Source organism: Mycobacterium sp. 1274761.0, from assembly GCF_001668615.1.
Taxonomy (GTDB): Bacteria; Actinomycetota; Actinomycetes; order Mycobacteriales; family Mycobacteriaceae; genus Mycobacterium.
This window is the reverse complement of record NZ_LZMC01000067.1, coordinates 37,388-56,117: the sequence shown is the minus strand read 5'-3', so window position 1 is coordinate 56,117 and position 18,730 is coordinate 37,388. Positions and strand designations below refer to the sequence as shown.

The 18,730-nt window shown below is 65.7% G+C and carries 17 protein-coding genes and 1 pseudogene; 12 read left to right on the top strand and 6 right to left on the bottom strand.

The genetic code is table 11. From position 1 onward, the window contains the following. Positions 1–198: 198 nt before the first annotated feature. The 4 genes from A5651_RS14830 to A5651_RS14815 are packed head-to-tail and all read left to right on the top strand — an operon-like array spanning position 199 to position 3,943. Positions 199–954 (top strand): dienelactone hydrolase family protein, encoded by a 756-nt coding sequence (locus A5651_RS14830; RefSeq protein ID WP_066981967.1) that lies wholly within the window; start codon positions 199–201, stop codon positions 952–954. Positions 955–958: 4 nt separating this feature from the next. Further along, positions 959–1,231 (top strand): DUF6295 family protein, encoded by a 273-nt coding sequence (locus tag A5651_RS14825; protein ID WP_066981964.1) that lies wholly within the window; start codon positions 959–961, stop codon positions 1,229–1,231. Positions 1,232–1,257: 26 nt separating this feature from the next. Beyond that, positions 1,258–2,637: a cytochrome P450 gene (locus A5651_RS14820; RefSeq protein WP_197496629.1), complete on the top strand. Its 1,380-nt coding sequence runs from the start codon at positions 1,258–1,260 to the stop codon at positions 2,635–2,637. 46 nt (positions 2,638–2,683) lie between these two features. Next, positions 2,684–3,943 (top strand): ammonium transporter, encoded by a 1,260-nt coding sequence (locus A5651_RS14815; protein ID WP_066981959.1) that lies wholly within the window; start codon positions 2,684–2,686, stop codon positions 3,941–3,943. Here A5651_RS14815 and A5651_RS14810 read toward each other — a convergent pair whose 3' ends face one another. From A5651_RS14810 to A5651_RS14795, 4 genes are all read right to left on the bottom strand, one after another. Further along, positions 3,944–6,187, bottom strand: a complete 2,244-nt coding sequence (locus A5651_RS14810) for a molybdopterin-dependent oxidoreductase (RefSeq protein ID WP_082943779.1) — start codon at positions 6,185–6,187, stop codon at positions 3,944–3,946. After that, positions 6,177–6,743, bottom strand: coding sequence for a TetR/AcrR family transcriptional regulator (locus tag A5651_RS14805; RefSeq protein ID WP_066981995.1), 567 nt, complete (start codon positions 6,741–6,743; stop codon positions 6,177–6,179). Before A5651_RS14805 ends, A5651_RS14810 begins: the two co-directional genes overlap by 11 nt. Before the next feature lie 87 nt (positions 6,744–6,830). Next, positions 6,831–7,310, bottom strand: a complete 480-nt coding sequence (locus A5651_RS14800; RefSeq protein WP_066981953.1) for a TspO/MBR family protein — start codon at positions 7,308–7,310, stop codon at positions 6,831–6,833. 9 nt (positions 7,311–7,319) lie between these two features. Then, the gene (locus A5651_RS14795; RefSeq protein WP_066981950.1) at positions 7,320–8,714 is read right to left on the bottom strand and encodes a cytosine permease; all 1,395 of its coding nucleotides are present in this window, start codon (positions 8,712–8,714) and stop codon (positions 7,320–7,322) included. 21 nt (positions 8,715–8,735) lie between these two features. On the opposite strand from A5651_RS14795, the pseudogene A5651_RS26435 reads away from it, so the two are divergent. Both A5651_RS26435 and A5651_RS14785 read left to right on the top strand, forming a co-directional pair. Beyond that, positions 8,736–9,949: pseudogene (locus A5651_RS26435) on the top strand (P1 family peptidase). 38 nt (positions 9,950–9,987) lie between these two features. Next, positions 9,988–11,463, top strand: coding sequence for an MFS transporter (locus tag A5651_RS14785; RefSeq protein WP_066981946.1), 1,476 nt, complete (start codon positions 9,988–9,990; stop codon positions 11,461–11,463). Here A5651_RS14785 and A5651_RS14780 read toward each other — a convergent pair whose 3' ends face one another. Next, positions 11,464–11,892 (bottom strand): SRPBCC family protein, encoded by a 429-nt coding sequence (locus A5651_RS14780; RefSeq protein WP_066981992.1) that lies wholly within the window; start codon positions 11,890–11,892, stop codon positions 11,464–11,466. A 359-nt stretch (positions 11,893–12,251) separates the two neighbouring features. Here A5651_RS14780 and A5651_RS14775 point away from each other — a divergent pair, with 359 nt between their 5' ends. Genes A5651_RS14775 through A5651_RS14760 form a run of 4 tightly spaced genes read left to right on the top strand, consistent with a single transcriptional unit; the run spans position 12,252 to position 16,360 of the window. Next, positions 12,252–13,343 carry an ABC transporter ATP-binding protein gene (locus tag A5651_RS14775; RefSeq protein ID WP_231988690.1) on the top strand — a complete coding sequence of 364 codons (1,092 nt, stop codon included), beginning with the start codon at positions 12,252–12,254 and terminating at the stop codon, positions 13,341–13,343. A gap of 55 nt (positions 13,344–13,398) precedes the next feature. Further along, positions 13,399–14,565, top strand: a complete 1,167-nt coding sequence (locus A5651_RS14770) for a spermidine/putrescine ABC transporter substrate-binding protein (protein WP_066981943.1) — start codon at positions 13,399–13,401, stop codon at positions 14,563–14,565. A 59-nt stretch (positions 14,566–14,624) separates the two neighbouring features. Beyond that, on the top strand, positions 14,625–15,500 hold the full coding sequence (locus A5651_RS14765) for an ABC transporter permease (protein WP_066981940.1): 876 nt from the start codon (positions 14,625–14,627) through the stop codon (positions 15,498–15,500). Continuing rightward, on the top strand, positions 15,497–16,360 hold the full coding sequence (locus A5651_RS14760) for an ABC transporter permease (RefSeq protein ID WP_066981937.1): 864 nt from the start codon (positions 15,497–15,499) through the stop codon (positions 16,358–16,360). The genes A5651_RS14765 and A5651_RS14760 overlap by 4 nt, the downstream gene beginning before the upstream one ends. Before the next feature lie 74 nt (positions 16,361–16,434). On the opposite strand, the gene A5651_RS14755 is transcribed toward A5651_RS14760, so the two are convergent. Beyond that, a complete protein-coding gene (locus A5651_RS14755; RefSeq protein ID WP_197496627.1) occupies positions 16,435–17,304 on the bottom strand; it encodes a DMT family transporter in 870 nt (289 codons plus the stop codon). A gap of 83 nt (positions 17,305–17,387) precedes the next feature. Here A5651_RS14755 and A5651_RS14750 point away from each other — a divergent pair, with 83 nt between their 5' ends. Then, entirely contained in the window at positions 17,388–17,819 is a 432-nt protein-coding gene (locus tag A5651_RS14750) for a nuclear transport factor 2 family protein (RefSeq protein WP_066981934.1), read from the top strand. 2 nt (positions 17,820–17,821) lie between these two features. Then, positions 17,822–18,727, top strand: coding sequence for a LysR family transcriptional regulator (locus A5651_RS14745; RefSeq protein ID WP_066981930.1), 906 nt, complete (start codon positions 17,822–17,824; stop codon positions 18,725–18,727). Positions 18,728–18,730 lie beyond the last annotated feature (3 nt).

Sequence of the window (18,730 nt, the reverse complement as noted above, 5' to 3'; positions counted from 1 at the left end):
ATGACGGACCTCTCGGCGAACGCGCCGACTGGTGGTGGTACGACCCCGACCCACCCCCCCCACCCCCCACCAACTAGGCGCGCCAAACAGCTTGGGGTATACACGGTTCCGTTTGCCGGCTGGCCAGCCGCACGGGCTAGACGGCTCTCCGACTACCGTGGATCGCACGCGAGCGCGCCAGACGAAGGGACGAAAGTAATGAGTTCAGTCAGCCCCGATGCGATCCGGGCGGAAACCGTCACCATCAAGGGCCACAACGGAGACGAGATCGAGGCATACCAAGCCATACCACTGGCGCCGGGCTCGCGTGGCGGCGTCGTGTGGATCCATCACATGCCCGGGTATGACCGCGAGACAAAGGAATTCGTCCGCCGGTTGGCCGTCGACGGCTACCAGGTCGTGGCACCTAACCTGTATTCCCGCGAAGCGCCCGGCGCGGACCCCGACGATGCCGCCGCTACGGTGCGTGCCGCGGGCGGCGTGCCCGACGAGCGACTGGTGGGCGACGTCGCGGGCGTCGCCGACTACCTTCGCAGCCTCGACGACGCCAACGGAAAGATCGGGGTCATCGGTCACTGTTCGGGCGGGCGACACACATTCTTGGCAGCCTGCTCCCTGCAGGTCGACGCGGCGGTCGACTGCTACGGCGCCTTCGTCGTCGAAGATGCGCCAGAGGGCATGCCGCCCACCATGAAACCCATTCTCGAACTGGCACCCAACCTCAGCTGTCCGCTGCTCGGGCTGTTCGGCAAGGACGACCGCTTTCCGCCGCCCGAATCGGTGGCGACGCTCGACGCCGAGCTCACCCATCTCGGAAAGGACCACACGTTCATCTCCTACGACGGCGCCGGACACTCGTTCTTCTCGGTGGACCGCCCGGCCTACCGCGTCGAAGCCGCCGTCGACGGCTGGCGCCGGATCAACGAGTTCTTCGGCAACCACGTGAAAGGCTGATGCCATGTGCACCTATCTCACCGAGAAGATCGACGTGGACGGCAGCGGCAAGGGAGCCAACGGATGGTTCACGATCAACGAGGCGACGGTCTACGTCGACCATCCCGTCCATGCGCCCTATGGCCACACGCTCAACATCGACATGCTCAACCCTGAGCTCGGGCCGTCTTCCCGTGTCGCCCTCGAACTCACCGAGGAGACGGCACTGGCTCTCGCCGATGCCATCCACCGCGCGCTCGCATCCGCCCCGGCCGGTCTCGCGTCAAAGCACCAGTGAGCGAGATGGTTTCGTCACGGTGACGTTTGTCCATTCTCCCCGGCCCCACCATCCCGTATGTTCGGAAAATCGGCACGATCACCACGGCAGACATAGCCCGCCGCCCGCCGGGCCCCCGGGCGATTGCACCGCTGCGACCCTTCGTGGCCGCCGCATGCGGCGCCGGATACCTGCTGGCCGGCGAATCGCTCGTGCGGCGTCTGTTCGCTCATTACGGCCCTGTGGTGGCGATCCCGCTGCCAGGCATTCCCGTGGTTCTCATCAACGATCCTGATCTCGTCAAGCAGGTGTTCACCGAGAAGCCCGATATCCTCCTGGGCGGCCGCGGTGTTCGCCCGTCAGCGCTCATCTATGGCACCGGGTCGATGTTTGTTCAGGAGGAGCCCGAGCACCTGCGCCGGAGAAAGCTGTTGACACCGGCGCTGCACGGCAAGCCCCTGGAGAACTACCGGCAGCTCATCGAAGACAGCACGAAAAACGCCCTGGCTTCCTGGCCGACGAGTGCTAGCTTCGAAATGCTCGGTGCTGCACGCGAACTCGCGCTTGACGTCATCATTCGCGTCATGTTCGGAATCGAGGACCGCGACGAGCGCACTCGCGTCGGCCGCCCCTTCCAGACGCTCCTCGACATCGGATCGTCCGAACAGCTCATTCTGCGTGTCGCGCTGCATTCGGTCGGCGGGTTGAGACGCTGGCCCAAACTCGACAGCGCAAACCGAGACATCGACGACCTGCTGACACCGATGATCTCCGCCAGGCGGCGTGACCCCGAGCTGCACGGCCGCGCCGACATCCTGTCACTGTTGCTGACCGCCCGCGGCGACAACGGTGAAGCATTGAGCGACAAAGAGATACGTGACGACCTTGTGACGCTGGTGCTGGCGGGACACGAAACGACGGCCACGACGCTGGCCTGGATGGTCGACCTGCTGCTGCACCATCCGCACGCGCTCGCCAAAGTACAGGCCGAGGCCGAAACAGCCCAATCGACCTACCTACAGGCCGTGATCAACGAAACGCTGCGCATCCGGCCCCCCTCCCCCTTCACCGGGCGCTATACCGCCACCGACTACCAACTTGGCAGATACTGTGTGGCCGCCAAGACCCGCATCGTCCCCCATATCGTTGAGGTGAATCTCAACGCCGCGACATATGAGGACCCGCACGAGTTCCGGCCGGAGCGGTTCCTCGGTACCACCCCGCCGACCTACGCGTGGATACCGTTCGGTGGCGGCCTCAAGCGTTGTCTCGGTGCGAGCTTCAGCATGCTCGAGCTGACCGTCATAATCCAGACACTGCTGCGCTCCGGGCGGTTGCAAGCCGTCCACCCGACGCAGGACCGGCAGGTGCGTCGCGGCATCGTATTGCTTCCTCATCGCGGGGTTCGCGTCCGCTATCACCGATAGCACGTCATAATTCGCCCGAGCGTTTGCCCCGACAAAGGAGTCACCCATAGTGATCGACCCTGCCGCGACCGCCTGGCTGCTTGCCTGCACTGCGCTCGTCCTGTTGATGACACCCGGCCTGGCCATCTTCTACGGCGGCATGGTGCGGTCGACGGGCGTGCTCAACATCATCATGATGTGCTTCATCTCCATCCCGGTCGTCACGATCGTGTGGGTGCTCGCGGGGTACTCGCTGGCGTTCAGCCGGGACGCCGGCGGCGGCCTCATCGGCAACCTCAGCAACTTCGGCCTGATGGGCCTCGAGCCGACCACCGTGCGGTCGGGCATTCCGGAATTGCTGTACGTGACCTTCGAGCTCGGCTTCGCGATCGTCACGGCTGCGCTCATCTGCGGCGCAATCGCCGACCGCGCCCGGTTCTCGGCGTGGATGATTTATGTCGCGGTCTGGACCCTGGCCATCTATGCACCCGTCGCGCACTGGGTGTGGGGCCCCGACGGCTGGCTGCTGTCGCTGGGCACCGCCGACTACGCGGGCGGGCTCGTCGTCGAGATCGTGTCCGGGTCGTCCGCACTGGCGTTGGCTCTTGTCCTTGGTCCGCGCATCGGTTTCCGAACCGAGGCGATGCGCCCGCACAACTTGCCGTTCGTCCTGCTCGGTGTCGGGCTCCTCTGGTTCGGCTGGTTCGGGTTCAACGCCGGCTCAGGGTTCACCGCGGACGGCAAGGCATCGGTGGTATTTCTCAATACCCTGATCGCGGGATGCCTTGGCATGCTCGGCTGGATCTTCGTCGAACGCGTCCGCGATGGCAGGCCGACGACGTTCGGCGCGGCGTCCGGCGTCGTGGCCGGCCTGGTGGCCATCACGCCGTCGTGTGGGTTCGTCGCGCCGCTGGGTGCAGCAATCGTCGGCGCGGCGGCGGGCGTGGTGTGTTCGTACGCTGTCGGCTGGAAGTTCAAGGCCGGCTATGACGATTCGCTCGACGTGGTCGGCGTGCACTTCGTCGGCGGCGTGGTCGGCACGTTCCTGATCGGACTGCTGGCCGCCAGGGTCGTCTCGGGTGGCGTCGAAGGTCTGTTCTACGGCGGCGGACTGGCCCAACTCGGTAAGCAGTCGTTGGCCATTCCGGTCGTGGCTATCTACGCCTTTGTCGTGTCGTTCATCATCGGCAAGATCATTGACGTCACGTTCGGCTTCCGCATCCAGCGGGAGGACGAGATCTCCGGCATCGATCTCTCCCAGCACGCGGAGACGGCCTACACCGAGGGTGTGCAGGGCACACCGCAGAAACGGCCGGGTCTCAGCTGATCACACTGTGACAGCGGACTTTACGGCCTCGATACGGGCGGGCACATGCTTGTGCCACGGTGTGCCCGCGTAGGCATCGCGCCACTCCGTCGATGTCAGCGCGTTGGGGGCGACGCCCGGCACTTGCGTACGGCCCGCGTCGTCGACGTAGTCCAGCCCGAGGCCGTTGGGCAACGACGCGTGGCCGGGCAGCATCGCTTCGCTGATCTCGACGGTGGCCTCGGCGCTGCCCGCCGCAGTGGTGATGCGCGCCCGCCCGCCTGCGACCAGGCCCAGCGTCTGCGCGTCCTCCACGCTGACACGCAACGCACCCTCGGCGTCGCGTTTGCGCCAGCTCGGGTCGCGGAAGATATCGTTGGCCGTATACGCCCGGCGCTCACCCGCCGACAGCACGATCGGAAACTCGGCGGTCGTCAGCGCCGACGGCGCAGCGCGCAATCCCTGTATCTCCTCGAGCATTTCGGGTATCTCGAGGGCGATCTTATGGTCAGCGTGGGCGACCAGTGCGAAGTCGTCCTCGTATTCGTGTGCGGTGAACGTCACGCCGGAACGGCTCCGCAGGATCGCTTCGAAGAGCGCGTTGCCGTCGGCATGGCCAGCGCGTCGCACCGCCTCGGGATACGTCATCGCCGTCTTCTGCGCCAGCCCCCACAACGCCGCCGCACCCTTGAGGTGTTCGGGCAGCGTCGGACCTAGAGTTTCGTAGAGAACGAAGGGCAGCACCCGCGACATCGCCGGGTTGGCGCTGACCGCCCCCAGGAACGCCTGCGCGTAGGCGTTCAGGCCCTCGGCGGCCGCCGCGCGCAGCGGCTCGAGATCGGTGTCGTCAACGACCCCGAGCGCCCGTATCAGCCGAGCCCATATTTCCGGTTCGGGCAACGTGCCGGGCAGCGGTTCCAGCAGCGGGTGGCGAAGGTGAAAGGTGTTGTGCGGGAACTCCAGATTGAAGAACGTCGCCTCAACTTTTTCAAACTGGCTAGCAGCGGGCAGCACGTAATGCGCCAGCCGCGCCGTCTCGGTCATCGCGACGTCGATGACGACCATCAGCTCCAGCGACTCGAACGCCTTCTTGCACGCCGTGGAATCGGCGACCGAATGTGCCGGGTTGCTGCTCTCGACGATCATCGCCCGGAACCGGTCCGGGTGGTCGGTCAGGATCTCCTGCGGCACGACGTTGGACGGCACCAGCCCGGAGATGACGGGCGCTCCGGTGACCGGCGTCCGCCCGACACCGCCGAACGTGAACAGCGGCGCAAAGCTCGAATGCAGGTGCTGGCTACCGCGTTTGGCGAAGTTGCCGGTGAGGATCCACAGCATCTTGTTCAGATACGAGCACAGCGTGCTGTTGGGCGCCTGCTGGATCCCGAGATCCTCGAACACGGCGACGCTCTGCGCTGCGGCGACGCGACGCACCGCGGCGCGAATCAACTCCTCGTCGACGCCGCACCGGTCGGCGTATTCGGCCACGGGCACCTGGCGCAACACGTCACGAACGGCGTCGGCGCGGTTGACGTGCACGGCGAGAAACCGCTCGTCGCAGAGGTTTTCCTGCACGAGCACCGCGGCCATCGCTGCAAGGCACCATGCGTCGGTGCCCGGCCGCACCCGCAGATGGATGTCGGCCATCTTGGCGGTGTCGGTGATCACGGGGTCGACGACGATCATCGTGCGGGCTGGGTCTTTGGCGATCTCGTTGAGGACGGTGCGGGCCCGCGGGAAGCTCTGCGACATCCACGGGTTCTTGCCGATGAAGACTGAGACCTCGGCATGCTCGAACTCGCCGCGCGTGTGACCGCCGTACAGATGGGCATCGACCCATGCCTCGCCGGTTTTCTCCTGCGCCAACGCATTCGACCGGTACCGCGCCCCGATCGCCTTCAGGAACGCGCCGGAATACGCGCCGCCCAGGTGGTTGCCCTGCCCGCCGCCGCCGTAGTAGAACACCTTGTCGCCGCCGTAGGTGTCGCGGATGCGGGCAAACCCCTCGGCGATCTCGGAAATCGCAGTCTCCCAGTCGATCTCCTCGTATGTTCCGTCGGGGCGTCGCCGCATCGGAGACGTCAACCTGCTGCGGTTGTTCTGGTAGTGGTCGAGCCTCAGCGCCTTGTTGCAGGTGTAGCCCTTCGACGCCGGATGCTCCTTGTCACCACGGATCTTGGCCAACGTGCGGCCCTCGAGCTGCACGACGATGCCGCAGTTGCACTCGCACAGAATGCAGGCCGTCGACTGCCACTCATCGGTCATCAGGCTTCCTTTCGGCGGCTTCCAGCAGGGTGCGGAGTTGACTGTGAATGAGGTCGAGCGGCTTCACATCGCGGGACGCGCGGGCGACGATGATCGCGCCTTCAAGCGACGTGGTCACCAACATGGCGAGTTCCTCGGCGCGCTCGGCGCTCACACCCGAGACGATCAAGCGCTGGCCGATCAGATCGGTCCATTGTGCAAACGCGGCCGCGGCGCGCTCGATGAGCCGCGTAGTGGGTGCGGGGTTCTCGGGATCGCCGGCCTCGACCGTCACCGCGACGACCGGACACCCCGCCCGGTAGTCAGTGCGGACCAGCTGCGTGCGGTACATCCCGATCAGGTCGTCCAACAGCTCGCCAGCGCTCTGCGCGGCAGAGATCTTGTCGGCGATATACGCCGCCGCGTAGTCGGTGGCCTCTTCGAGCAGCTGCGTGCGGCCGCCGGGAAAGTAGTGATAGGCCGACCCGCGTGGTGCGCCGCTGTGCTTCAGCACATCTGATATCGCGGTGGCCTGAGCACCGCGTTCGCGGATCAGGAGGGCGGCGGAGACGACCATCCGGTCGCGCGGATTGCTGACCACGCTATATATGATGGCATACATAATCCGGCGGCGCGAGCGCTCACCCAGACACAGATCCTTGGGTCAGCGGTTCAGCATCCAGATCCGCGTGGACAGTGCCGTCGCGAACGCGCACCACAACGGATAGAGGATCAGCGGGGCGCCCCGCCCGGCGCTGACGTCGACGGCTCGTCGGGTCAGGTCGGCGCTGCTCACGGTCAGCGCCGCGGCCGCGACGGCCGAGGTGCCGAGCATGCGGAGATTGAAAAACAACCAGGACCACCCGGCATTGAGCACCAGGTTCGCCGCCAGCGCGGTGCGATAACCATTGGCCGCTTCAGGACGGCGTTCATCCTCGAGCCGGTCGAGCGTCGATGCCGAGACCACAGCGATGTCCGCATAAAGGATCGGCCAGACGATCGGGAACGCCTGGCGTGGAGGCTGAAACGACGGCTTGCGCAGCTTGGCGTACCACACCGACGAGGCAGGTCGGCTGGCAAGACCGCCCACCGCCCCGGTGACGAAGACGGCCGCTGCATTCTTGGCAAGTGTTCCGGGACGCATCGACGTCGACTACCCCGCCAGCCGTGACCGCGAAACCCGGTAACCGCCATAAAGAAACGCTGCCACAAGGAAATTGACGAAGTAGGCGACGTCGGCGCCGTGCCATGCCGCGGCGACCGGGCCGGTGAACATCGTGGTGTTCATGAACGGCATGGCGGCCGCGTAGGCGATCACGAACACCACCACCGCCGCGACGGCGTCTGCGCGGTCGGTGTGTTCTTCGGCGGGGTTGATCGTGGCGCGGCCCCGCGATCGGAGCGCCCAATCGATGACGACCACAGCGACGAACGCCGGGATCCAGTAGCTCACCACCAGCAGCAGGTTCTCGAACCGGGACGCCGTGTCGCCGCCGTGCAGCCACAGGATGAGTGCGAACGCACTGACCGTGACCACCACCGCCGAGATCGGCCGCCGCACCCGCACCCCGATGGTCTGCAGCGCCAACGAGCCGCTGTAGTCGTTCATCACGCCGGAACCGATCGATGCCAGCGCGATGACGAGGAGCGCGAGCGCCCCGAGAATGCCGCCACCCATCACCGAACGGACACCTTCAGCGGTGTGCTCCGACACCAGATCACCCGCCGCGATCCCGATGCCCTGAACGAAGATGTACGCAACCACGATTCCGGCGAACGTGTAGCCGAAGACGCCCACGCGTGACGAGTTGGCCGGCAGATAACGGCTGAAATCGGCAGCGTAGCTGGCCCATGAGATCGACAGGCTCAGTGCAATCGTCACCTCAAGGACAAAAGCCCCCACCAGGTCGGCTCCCTGAACGGTAACCGGCGTGACGATCTGGTGCCCCGCGGCCAGCTTGACCGCGAACACGACGAACGTGACCAACAGCACCACGGTCAGCACTGCCTGGATGCGGTGGATCATCTCGTAACCAAAGAAGCCCACCGCGCCCTGCACTGCCAGCACCAGCAGCACCGCACTCCAGAACGGGATGCCGAGCAACGCAGCGAGCGCTTCCCCGCCGAACAATCCCACCAGGGCGTCCCATGCGATCGACGAAAGCCATTGCAGTGCACCGGGAAGCACCACGCCGCCGCCGAAGGCCATTCGCGAGTTCGGCAACTGCGCGGCGCCGGTGCGTGGTCCCCATGTGGACAGGTAACCGACCACCAACGAGCCGAGCAGCGTGCCGATCACCATAGCTAGCATCCCGAGCCAGAACCCGAGGCCGAGAGCGATCGCCAGCGCCCCGGTGAAGACACCGGTCATGTTGACCTGCGGGGCGAACCACACACTGAACAGCCGCCGCGGGTTGCCGTAGCGCTGGTCGCCGCGAATGGGAGCGATCCCGTGCGTCTCGACCCGCAGATCACCCGTGCCCGCAGGCGTTCGCCCACTGAACGTCGGTGCCGTCAGCGCGCTGGACGAAGTCGCCCCGTTTGTCATGGGACTATTCGACCACGACCGATGATCGGTGCGATGAGGTGCCCGCGCGGCGCCGCGCGGCTAGATTTTGCAGGCGTGACCATGAGCCACACCGCCGACGGCCGGCCGCGGGCACGGGCATTGGGCATTGCCTTTCCCGGCGAGCCCGGGCCGCTCAACGCGATCACCGACGTCGCGGGCGTCGAAGTCGGCGTGACCACGCTGATCGACGGCGACGGCCCGCTCGTCGTCGGCAAAGGTCCCGTCCGCACCGGCGTCACTGCGATCCTGCCGCGCGGCCGGGCCGGTGTCGGCGAACCGTGTGCGGCCGGCTGGTCCTCGCTCAACGGCAACGGTGAGATGACCGGCACCACTTGGATCGATGAGGCGGGGTCGTTCAATCTTCCTGTGTTGCTGTCAAACACGCATGCGGTGGGCGCCTGCCACACCGGCGTCATCCGGTGGGTCAACCGTGTCAATCCGTTGCTCGCACGCCAATGGCTGTTGCCCGTGTGCGCGGAGACGTGGGATGGCTACCTCAACGACATCAACGGTGGTCACGTCGGTCCCGAGCACGTCAAGCGGCGCTCGACGCCGCGACCGCGGGGCCGGTCGCCGAAGGCTCGGTCGGCGGCGGCACGGGGATGAACTGCTATGAGTACAAGGGCGGCAGCGGGACGGCATCCCGGTTGGTCACCTACGGCGACACGGCCTTCGCCGTAGGCGCCTTCGTCCAAGCCAACTTCGGGTCGCGGGCCGAATTGACCGTTGCCGGAAGGCATATCGGCCCGCAGCTGCTTGACGACAATCCGATGAGCGGAGACTGGTTCGAAGTCGAACTCGGGCTCAGGCCACCAGCGGGCGCTGGATCCGTGATCGCCATAGTGGCCACCGACGCGCCTCTGCTGCCCGGGCAGTGCAAGGCGCTCGCCCGGCGCGTGCCCCTCGGGTTGGCGCGGACGGGGACCTCGGGAAGTCATTTCTCCGGCGACATCTTCCTGGCGTTCTCGACGGCCGAGGTGCCCGGCCTTGCGAGCGCATTCCCCGTCGGCCCGGTCGGTGCCGACGAATTCGGCACGATCTCCTTTCTTCCCTGGGGCCGGATGGACGACCTCTACACCGCTGTCGTGCAGTCGGTCGAGGAGGCCGTGCTCAACGCGCTCGTGGTCAACGAGGAGATGGTGGGCCGCGACGGTCACCGCTCGCCGGCCCTGCCGCTCGCTCGGTTGTCGACGCTCCTCGGTGAAGGGACATAATCGTAGAACCGAAGATGAGCTAACGATTGGAGCGTGGAGTGGTCAGGGCCGAACCGACGCACTCCACCTTCCCGGGTCGGCCGCTTCGTCGGCCCCGCGCGCTGGTCGTCGCCCTCAGCATCGTGGTGCTGACCGTCGCGGTGCTGCAGACCGCGGTCGTGCCCGTGCTCGGCGTCATCGCCGACCAGCTCGACAGTTCCACCGTCGGAGTCAGCTGGGCGGTGACCGCCAACCTTCTCGCCGCCGCGGCCGCGACGCCGTTGATCGGCCGGCTCGCCGACCTGCACCCCAAGAAGCGGGTGCTGCTGACTGTGCTGGCCATCGTGCTGGTGGGTTCGGTGCTGGCCGCCACCACCACGTCGCTGGCGTTGCTGATCGTCGGGCGCGTGTTGCAGGCGGCCTCGTTCGCGCTCTATCCCGTAGGTGTTGCGATCCTGCGCGAGGAGCTGTCCGAAGACCACATGGTGTCGGCGATGTCGGTGCTCTCCGGAACGCTCGGCTTCGGCGGCGGCACCGGGCTTGTGGTCGTCGGGCTGCTGATGAACCACGGAGCCAACTACCACCGCGTGTTTTGGCTGACCACCGGCTTCACCGTCGTCGTCATCGCGATCGTTGCGTTTGTGGTGCCGGCTCGGCCACGGAGCACGACCGGCACGATCGACTGGCTGGGCGCCGTCGGGCTGGCGGCCGGCCTGTCGGCGGTGCTGCTGGCAATCACGCAGGGCCACACCTGGGGCTGGACGTCACTACTGACGATCGGGTGCGCGGTGGCCGGCGTCGTGATCACCGTCGGTTGGTGGTTTTGGGAGAGGCGAATCGGCCAGCCCCTGGTGTCGACGACGATGCTGGGACGACGTCCCATCCTGCTCACTAATCTGGCCACGGTTTTCGTCGGCATGGGCCTGTACTTCGCGTTCCTCGGCCTGACGCAGTTCGTCCAAATCCCGAGCGCGGCAGCGGGATACGGCTTCGGTGCGACGGTGCTCGAGGCCAGCGTCATCTACCTGTTGCCCGGCGCCCTCACCGGATTTCTTGTCGCGCTGATCAGCGGCCGGTTCATCGACCGCTTCGGTGCGCGGCCGGTACTGACCGTCGCCGCGGCAGCGGGCATCGCCGGATTCCTGTTCATCGCCGTGGCACACTCCGCCCCCTGGCAGGTCATCGTCGCCAGCATCCTGGCCAACGCCTACATCAGCCTGGGCTACGGCGCGCTGCCCGCACTCGTCGTCGCCGAGGTCAGCGCCGGCGAAACGGGAGTCGCGACAAGCATGAACGCGATCGCGCGCACGATCGGCAGCTCGGCTGCGGCGGCTTTGGTCGCGGTGCTGTTGGGCCGTACCGCCGACGGAAACAAGGTGCCAATGGAAAGCAGCTTTGTGGCGATCTTCGTGGGCGGCGCCGTTACCGGCGCGCTGGCTATGGCGCTCATCGCCCTGTCGCGGGTGAAGGCCGACGGTATCGAATCAGTGGAGGCGCGGTACGAATCGCGCGCCATGAACCACGAATGGGGTTAGTCAGCGCAGCGCGGCGAGGTTGTTCACCGACTTGCGGACCTCCGACTGCAACACCTTGGCGACCAGCTGGCCGATTCTCGTGTTGAGCAGACCGCCCTTCAGTTCGGCGAGGACCGCGAACCGCGAGCCGGGCGCGGCTTCCTGCACCTCGATGGTGAGGTTGATACGGACACCCCCGCGGCCTGCGCCGCTCATCTCTATGAGCTTGGGTTCGTCGTAGCGGGTGACCCGCCAGTGAATGACGTTGCGGAAGCCCTTCACCTTGATGCACGACGACACACAGGTACCGACCGCGATCGTCGAAGGCACCTCGCTGCGCCAGCCACCGAAGATCGTCAACCACTCGTTGAAGCGGTGCAGATCCGATGCCAACTTCCAGGCCTGCTGGGGAGCAAGGTCGGTGTCGACCGCCACATCAATCGTCGCCATGACGTCCACGTACCCCCGACGGCCCCGCGGCGAAACTAAACTGACACCTCGGCCCGGCGCCGCACGGCTGTCTGGCCCGGTGACCGGCTGTCGGATCTCTCCCGCGAAATCGGCGTCGTAGACAAAACTTCGGCGAGGGATTCCATTGTCGGAATGTAAATTCGTTGCGGAATCGCTTGCGAAGGTCGACGGAATCCGCGATTGTTTACCCGAAAGCCACGGGGGCTCAGGAAGGATCCGACCTGACCGGGACACACACCACCGACGCCGATCAGACGACGGGACGCGACCGGGCCGCACGCCCCGCAGGCAGCCCGGTCATCGAGATTGACAATGTTACAAAGCGTTTCTCGGACTACGTGGCCGTCAACGAAGCGGACTTCTCCATCGGATCCGGCGAGTTCTTCTCGCTGCTGGGCCCTTCGGGTTGCGGGAAAACCACCACGCTGCGGATGATCGCCGGTTTCGAGACGCCGTCCGAGGGAGCCATCCGCCTCGAGGGTAAGGACGTCTCGCGGGTGCCGCCGCACAAACGCAACGTCAACACGGTCTTCCAGCACTATGCGCTGTTTCCCCATATGACGGTGTGGGACAACGTCGCCTACGGGCCGCGCTCGCGGATGAAGTCCGCCAAAATAGATCGAGCAGAGGTCAAGCGGCGCGTCGACGAATTGCTCGAGATCGTGCGGCTCACCGATTTCGCCACCCGCAAACCGGGGCAGTTGTCCGGTGGGCAGCAGCAGCGGGTGGCTCTGGCCCGCGCGTTGGTGAACTACCCCAGCGCGCTGCTGCTCGACGAGCCGCTGGGCGCCCTCGATCTCAAGCTGCGGCAGGTCATGCAGTTCGAGCTCAAGCGCATCCAGCGCGAGGTCGGCATCACGTTCGTCTACGTGACGCACGATCAGGAGGAAGCGCTCACGATGAGTGACCGCATCGCGGTGATGAACGCAGGCAACGTCGACCAGATCGGTTCGCCGACCGAGATTTACGACCGGCCCGCAACGGTTTTCGTCGCGAGCTTCATCGGCCAGGCCAACCTCTGGGCGGGTCGGCAGGCCGGCCGCGCCAACCGCGATTTCGTCGAGGTTGAGGTGCTGGGCACCTCGTTGAGGGCCAGGCCCGGCGAGACCACGATCGAGCCCGGCGGCCACGCCACGCTGATGATCCGTCCCGAGCGGGTGCGGGTGTCGATGGATCCGCCGACCGGCGACGTGGCGACCGTCCCCGCCACGGTCACCGACCTCACCTTCCAGGGGCCGGTCGTGCGACTGTCGCTGGCCGCGCCCGACGACTCGGCGATCATCGCGCACGTCGGCCCCGAGCAGGACCTCCCTCTGCTGCGGCCCGGTGACCCGGTCCACGTCAGCTGGGCACCCGAGGCGTCGTTGGTGTTGCCGGCGGCCGACATACCCACCACCGAAGACCTCGAGGAGATGCTCGACGACTCGTAGCGTTTCTCGCGTTCGACCTGTCCCCTTCCCGAGGAACCACGAAAGGCGCCCCGCTATGCCCCACGAGATCCACCGCACCAGCCGTCGACGCTTCATCGGTGGCAGCGCTGCTGCCGCTGCGGCGGCGATCCTCGGCCCGTCGTTCCTCGCGGCGTGCGGATCCGACAAGGGCGGCGGCAATTCCCCGTCAGCGTCCGCCCCGCCGGATGACGGCGCGCCCGCCACGGGTGAGCTGCGGGTCTCGAACTGGCCGCTGTACATGGCCGACGGCTTCGTGGCGGCGTTCCAGACCGCCACGGGTCTCACCGTCGACTACAAGGAAGACTTCAACGACAACGAGCAGTGGTTCGCCAAGGTCAAGGAGCCGCTGTCACGCAAGCAGGACATCGGCGCCGACCTCGTGGTGCCAACGCAGTTCATGGCGGCCCGCATCGCCCAGCTCGGCTGGCTGAACGAAATCCGTGAAGCGCATTGGCCGAACAAGAAGAACCTGCGCGCCGACCTGTTGAACACGAAGGTCGACCCGAGCCGCAAGGTCACCGCGCCGTACATGACGGGAATGGTTGGCCTGGCCTACAACAAGGCCGCCACGGGACGTGACATCAAAACGATTGACGACCTTTGGGATCCGGTGTTCAAGGGCCGCGTGAGCCTGTTTTCCGATACCCAGGACGGCCTCGGCATGATCATGCAGTCGCAAGGCAGCTCGATCGAGGAACCCACCACCGAAGGGGTGCGCAAGGCCGTCGACTTGGTGCGTGAGCAGAAGGAAAAAGGACAGATTCGCCGGTTCACCGGCAACGACTACGCCGACGACCTGGCCGCAGGCAATATCGCTGTCGCACAGGCATATTCGGGCGATGTCGTGCAGTTGCAGGCCGACAACCCGGATCTGCACTTCGTCATCCCGGAGTCCGGCGGCGACTGGTTCATCGACACGATGACCATTCCGTACACGACGCAGAATCAGGCGGGCGCCGAGGCCTGGATCAACTACGTCTACGACCGGGCCAACTACGCCAAGCTGGTGGCCTTCGTTCAGTACGTGCCGGTGCTGTCGGATATGAACGAGGAACTCGACAAGATCGACCCCGCGTTGGCCAAGAACCCGTTGATCGTTCCACCTGACGCAGACACCAAGCGGCTGAAGTCGTGGGCGCCGCTGACCGACGAGCAGACCCAGGAGTTCAACAATCTCTACGCTGCGGTCACCGGCGGCTGAAGATGGCAATGCGGACGCGTGGGGGCACCTCCCACCCGGAGGGTAGGGGGAGAGCATAAGTGGCAGGCGTGGCCTCGAGTAGTCGGCAGCGCAGCAAGATCGCTCCGTACCTGATGATCTTGCCTGCGCTGCTGTATCTCGGGATCTTCTTCGTGGTGCCCTTTGTCACGTTGGCGCGCACCTCGTTGTCGTCGACGGGCGGCTCGATATACCTTCCGACGCTGACGTTCTCGTGGGACTTCGCGAACTATCTCGAGGCCTTCGAGCATTACCGCGACCAGATCATCCGGTCGTTCACCTACGCGGCGGTGGCGACGGTGCTGTGTCTGGTGCTGGCGTTTCCGCTGGCGTATGTGATTGCGTCCAAGGCGGGCCGGTTCAAGAACCTGCTGTTGGGCCTGGTGATCCTGCCGTTCTTCGTCACGTTCCTGATCCGCACGATCGCCTGGAAAACCATTCTGGCCGATGACGGTTGGGTGGTCGATGCGCTCGGCAGCATCGGGTTGCTTCCCGACGAAGGCCGACTGCTGTCGACAAGTTGGGCGGTGATCGGAGGGCTGACCTACAACTGGATCATTTTCATGATCCTGCCGCTGTATGTCAGCCTGGAGAAGATCGACCCGCGGCTGATCGAGGCGTCCAAGGACCTGTACTCGTCGAACATCCGTGCATTGCGGAAAGTGATTCTGCCGCTGGCGATGCCGGGCGTGTTGGCGGGCAGCATGCTGGTGTTCATTCCCGCCGTCGGCGACTTCATCAACGCCGATTATCTGGGTAGTACGCAGACCACCATGATCGGCAACGTCATCCAGAAGCAGTTCCTGGTGGTCAAGGACTACCCCGCCGCCGCTGCGTTGTCCATGGTGCTGATGATCGTCATTCTCGTCGGCGTGCTGCTCTATACGAGGGCACTGGGCACCGAGGAGCTGGTATGACAACGCAGGCAGGCGCGGCCGTCGCATCCGCAACCGATCGGGCCGGCCGTCCACCCAAGATCGTCAAGGGCAGCCCGAAGTGGGGCGATCTGATTCTGCGGATCGTCGCGGGGTTGGTGCTGCTGTACCTGTTCCTGCCGATCTTCGTGATCATCCTGTTCTCGTTCAATGATCCCAAGGGCAAGTTCAACTATTCGTGGCAGGGTTTCACGCTGAAGAACTGGGCCGATCCGTTCAAGTACCCGGCCCTGACCGACGCTCTGAAACTCTCCCTGAATGTCGCGGCCGTCTCTACCGCGATCGCGCTCGTGCTCGGAACACTGGTGGCGATAGCGCTTGTGCGGCAACGCTTCCGCGGTCAAACGGCGGTCGACACGTTCCTCGTGATTCCGCTGACGGCTCCCGAAGTCGTCATGGGTGCAGCGTTGTTGACGCTGTTTCTCGATCTTGGTTGGGCGACTGGCTACACGACCATTCTGATCGCCCACGTCGCGTTCGAGATCAGCTTCATCGCCATGACCGTGCGCGCCCGCGTCCGCGGATTTGACTGGACGCTCGAGGACGCCTCGATGGATCTTGGCGCCAGCCCCACCCGCACCTTCTTCAAAGTGACTCTGCCGCTGATCCTTCCGGGGATTGTCGCCGCGGCGATGCTGTCGTTCGCGCTGTCACTCGACGACTTCATCATCACCTATTTCGTCAGCGGCTCGACTGTCACCTATCCGCTGTATGTCAATGCGGCGGTCAAGGCCGCGGTGCCGCCGCAGATCAATGTGCTGGCGACCGCGATCCTGGTGATCAGCCTGGTCCTGCTGGCGATCGGAACGCTGTACCGCCGCAAGCGGATCGACGTCTCTTAACGTCTGGCCGGCCATCGCGATCTGCATGATGGCTGTGGTTTTCGCCAATCAACGATCTCGACGGGTGGTCAGCGTCAACCAACCTCGGCGGGCACCGGCGTGGGCTGTCGCGCACCGGTGCGCGCAGCGCCGATGCCTGCAACCACCACCAGACAAATGCCGATCACGCCGCCTGCGCCGGGCACCTGGTGCAGGATGACGAGGCCGACCAGCATCGCGAACGCGGGCTCGAGCGCCATCAACGTGCCGAACGCCGCTGCGGTGAGACGGCGTAGCGCGAGCATCTCCAACGCGAACGGCACGACCGGCAGCAGCATGGCCAAGCCGGCTCCGACCACCAGGATCTCAGGGGTCATGCGCGGTAAGACGCTCGGTCCGACCACGATCGTCGCGACGACGGCCGCGACCGGCATCGACACCGCCAGGCCGTTGATGCCCGCCACCTCGTCCCCCACGCGTTGGGTGAGCAGGATGTAACCGGCCCAGCACCCGGCCGCTGCGAGCGCGAACAGCACCCCGAGCACGTCGACGGCGCCCTGCCACGGCTGCGTGAGCAGAACCACGCCGATACCCGCAAGGCCGGGCCACAGCAGGCGCGTGCGTCCCGTTCCGTGCGCGATGGCGACCCCGAGGGGGCCCAAGAACTCCAGCGCGCTGGCCGCGCCCAACGGAATTCGATCCACCGCGGCCATGAACAGCATCGTGATGGCGGCGGTGACGACACCCAACGCCACACATCCCGCGAAGGTGGAGCGGGTGAACGCCTCGCGGCGCGGCCGGACAATCACGAGTATCAGGACGCCGGCCCAGGCCAGCCGCAACCACGCCGCGCCCTCGACGCCGATCCGGTCGATCAGCGTGACTGCGATCGCCAGTCCGAGCTGCACGCACAGCATCGAACCCATTGCCATGAAGGCGCCGGTGCGGGCCTGGTTGTCGACCACGTTTGCATTGAACGGCACGCCGATTGTTCACGTCCACGTGATTTTGCTGGACATATCGTTCAGGAATCGTGAACATTAGAGCGATGGAGACTTGGGAACTGGCCATTCGCGAATCGGTGCGTCAGACGTTGGCCGACTACACCGCAGGAACCGACCGCAACCGGATCGATGACGTCGCCGCTTGCTTCGCGCCGAAGGGGAGGTTGTCCTTTACCGGCGGAGAACCCATGGTGGGGCCAGCGGCCATCGCGGCGGGTCTGAACGCACAGGTGTCGCGCTTCGCCGAGAACCCGGTGCCGTTGACCCATGTGCGCCACCATGTTTCGAGCATGCGCTTCGCGTTGGTGACGCGCGACCGCGTCGAGGTGAGTAGTTACTTTCTCGCGCTCACCAACATCGGAGTGGACCACTGGGGCCGCTACCGCGACGTCCTGGTACCCGTCGAGGACCGCTGGCTGTTCGCCTCACGCCAGGCGATCGCCGACGGTTTCTCGCCCGAGAGCCTGATGCGGTAACCATGGACACCCGGCGACTGCAGATTCTTTTGGCCCTGTCACGGTTGGGGTCCATGCGTGCCGTCGCCGATGTTCACCACCTCACCACATCCACGGTGTCACAGCAGATCGCCGCTCTCGCAAGGGATACCGGCGCCCAGTTGATAGAACCCGTGGGCAGGCGGGTGCGGTTGACGCCGGCCGGACAACGTCTGGCGGATCATGCCGTCACCATCTTGGCGGCGGTCGAAAGCGCCCGGCTGGATCTCGACCCGGACGCCGAACCCGCGGGAACCGTGCGAGTCGGCGGATTCGCCACCGGTATCCGATTGTCCCTTCTGCCCGTCGTCGCCGACCTCGCGACGCGCTATCCAGAGGTGGAGTTCGTGATCAGTGAGCACGAGCCGATCGAAGCCTTCGCACTGTTGACCGACGACGACCTCGACCTCGCGTTGACCTACGACTACAACCTCGCCCCAGCCTCCCCCGGCGTCGTTCTGGACGCCGTCCCCCTATGGTCGGTCGATTGGGGGCTGGCCGTGCCGGCTGACGGACCCGCCGACATCACGGCCTACGCGAACCACACGTGGATCGTCAACTCCCGCAACACTGCCGACGAAGACGCCGTTCGAACGCTGGCCGCACTCGCGGGGTTCGCTCCGCGGATCGCCCACCAGATCGAAAGCCTGGATCTCGTGGAGGACCTGATCGACTCCGGCTACGGGGTCGGCCTCTTACCGGTCAGCAGGCCGACACATCGCGGCGTCAAGGTGCTGCCGCTAGCGGATCCCACAGTCGTGCTCACTGCCTACGCCGTGACCCGGCGCGGCCGGGCGACGTGGCCGCCTCTGCGCGTGGTTCTGGACCGGCTGCGCCCACCGCCGGGCGGGCGGTGGCCGCGGCCGGATTGGCCACGGCCGTCGGCCTGAGTG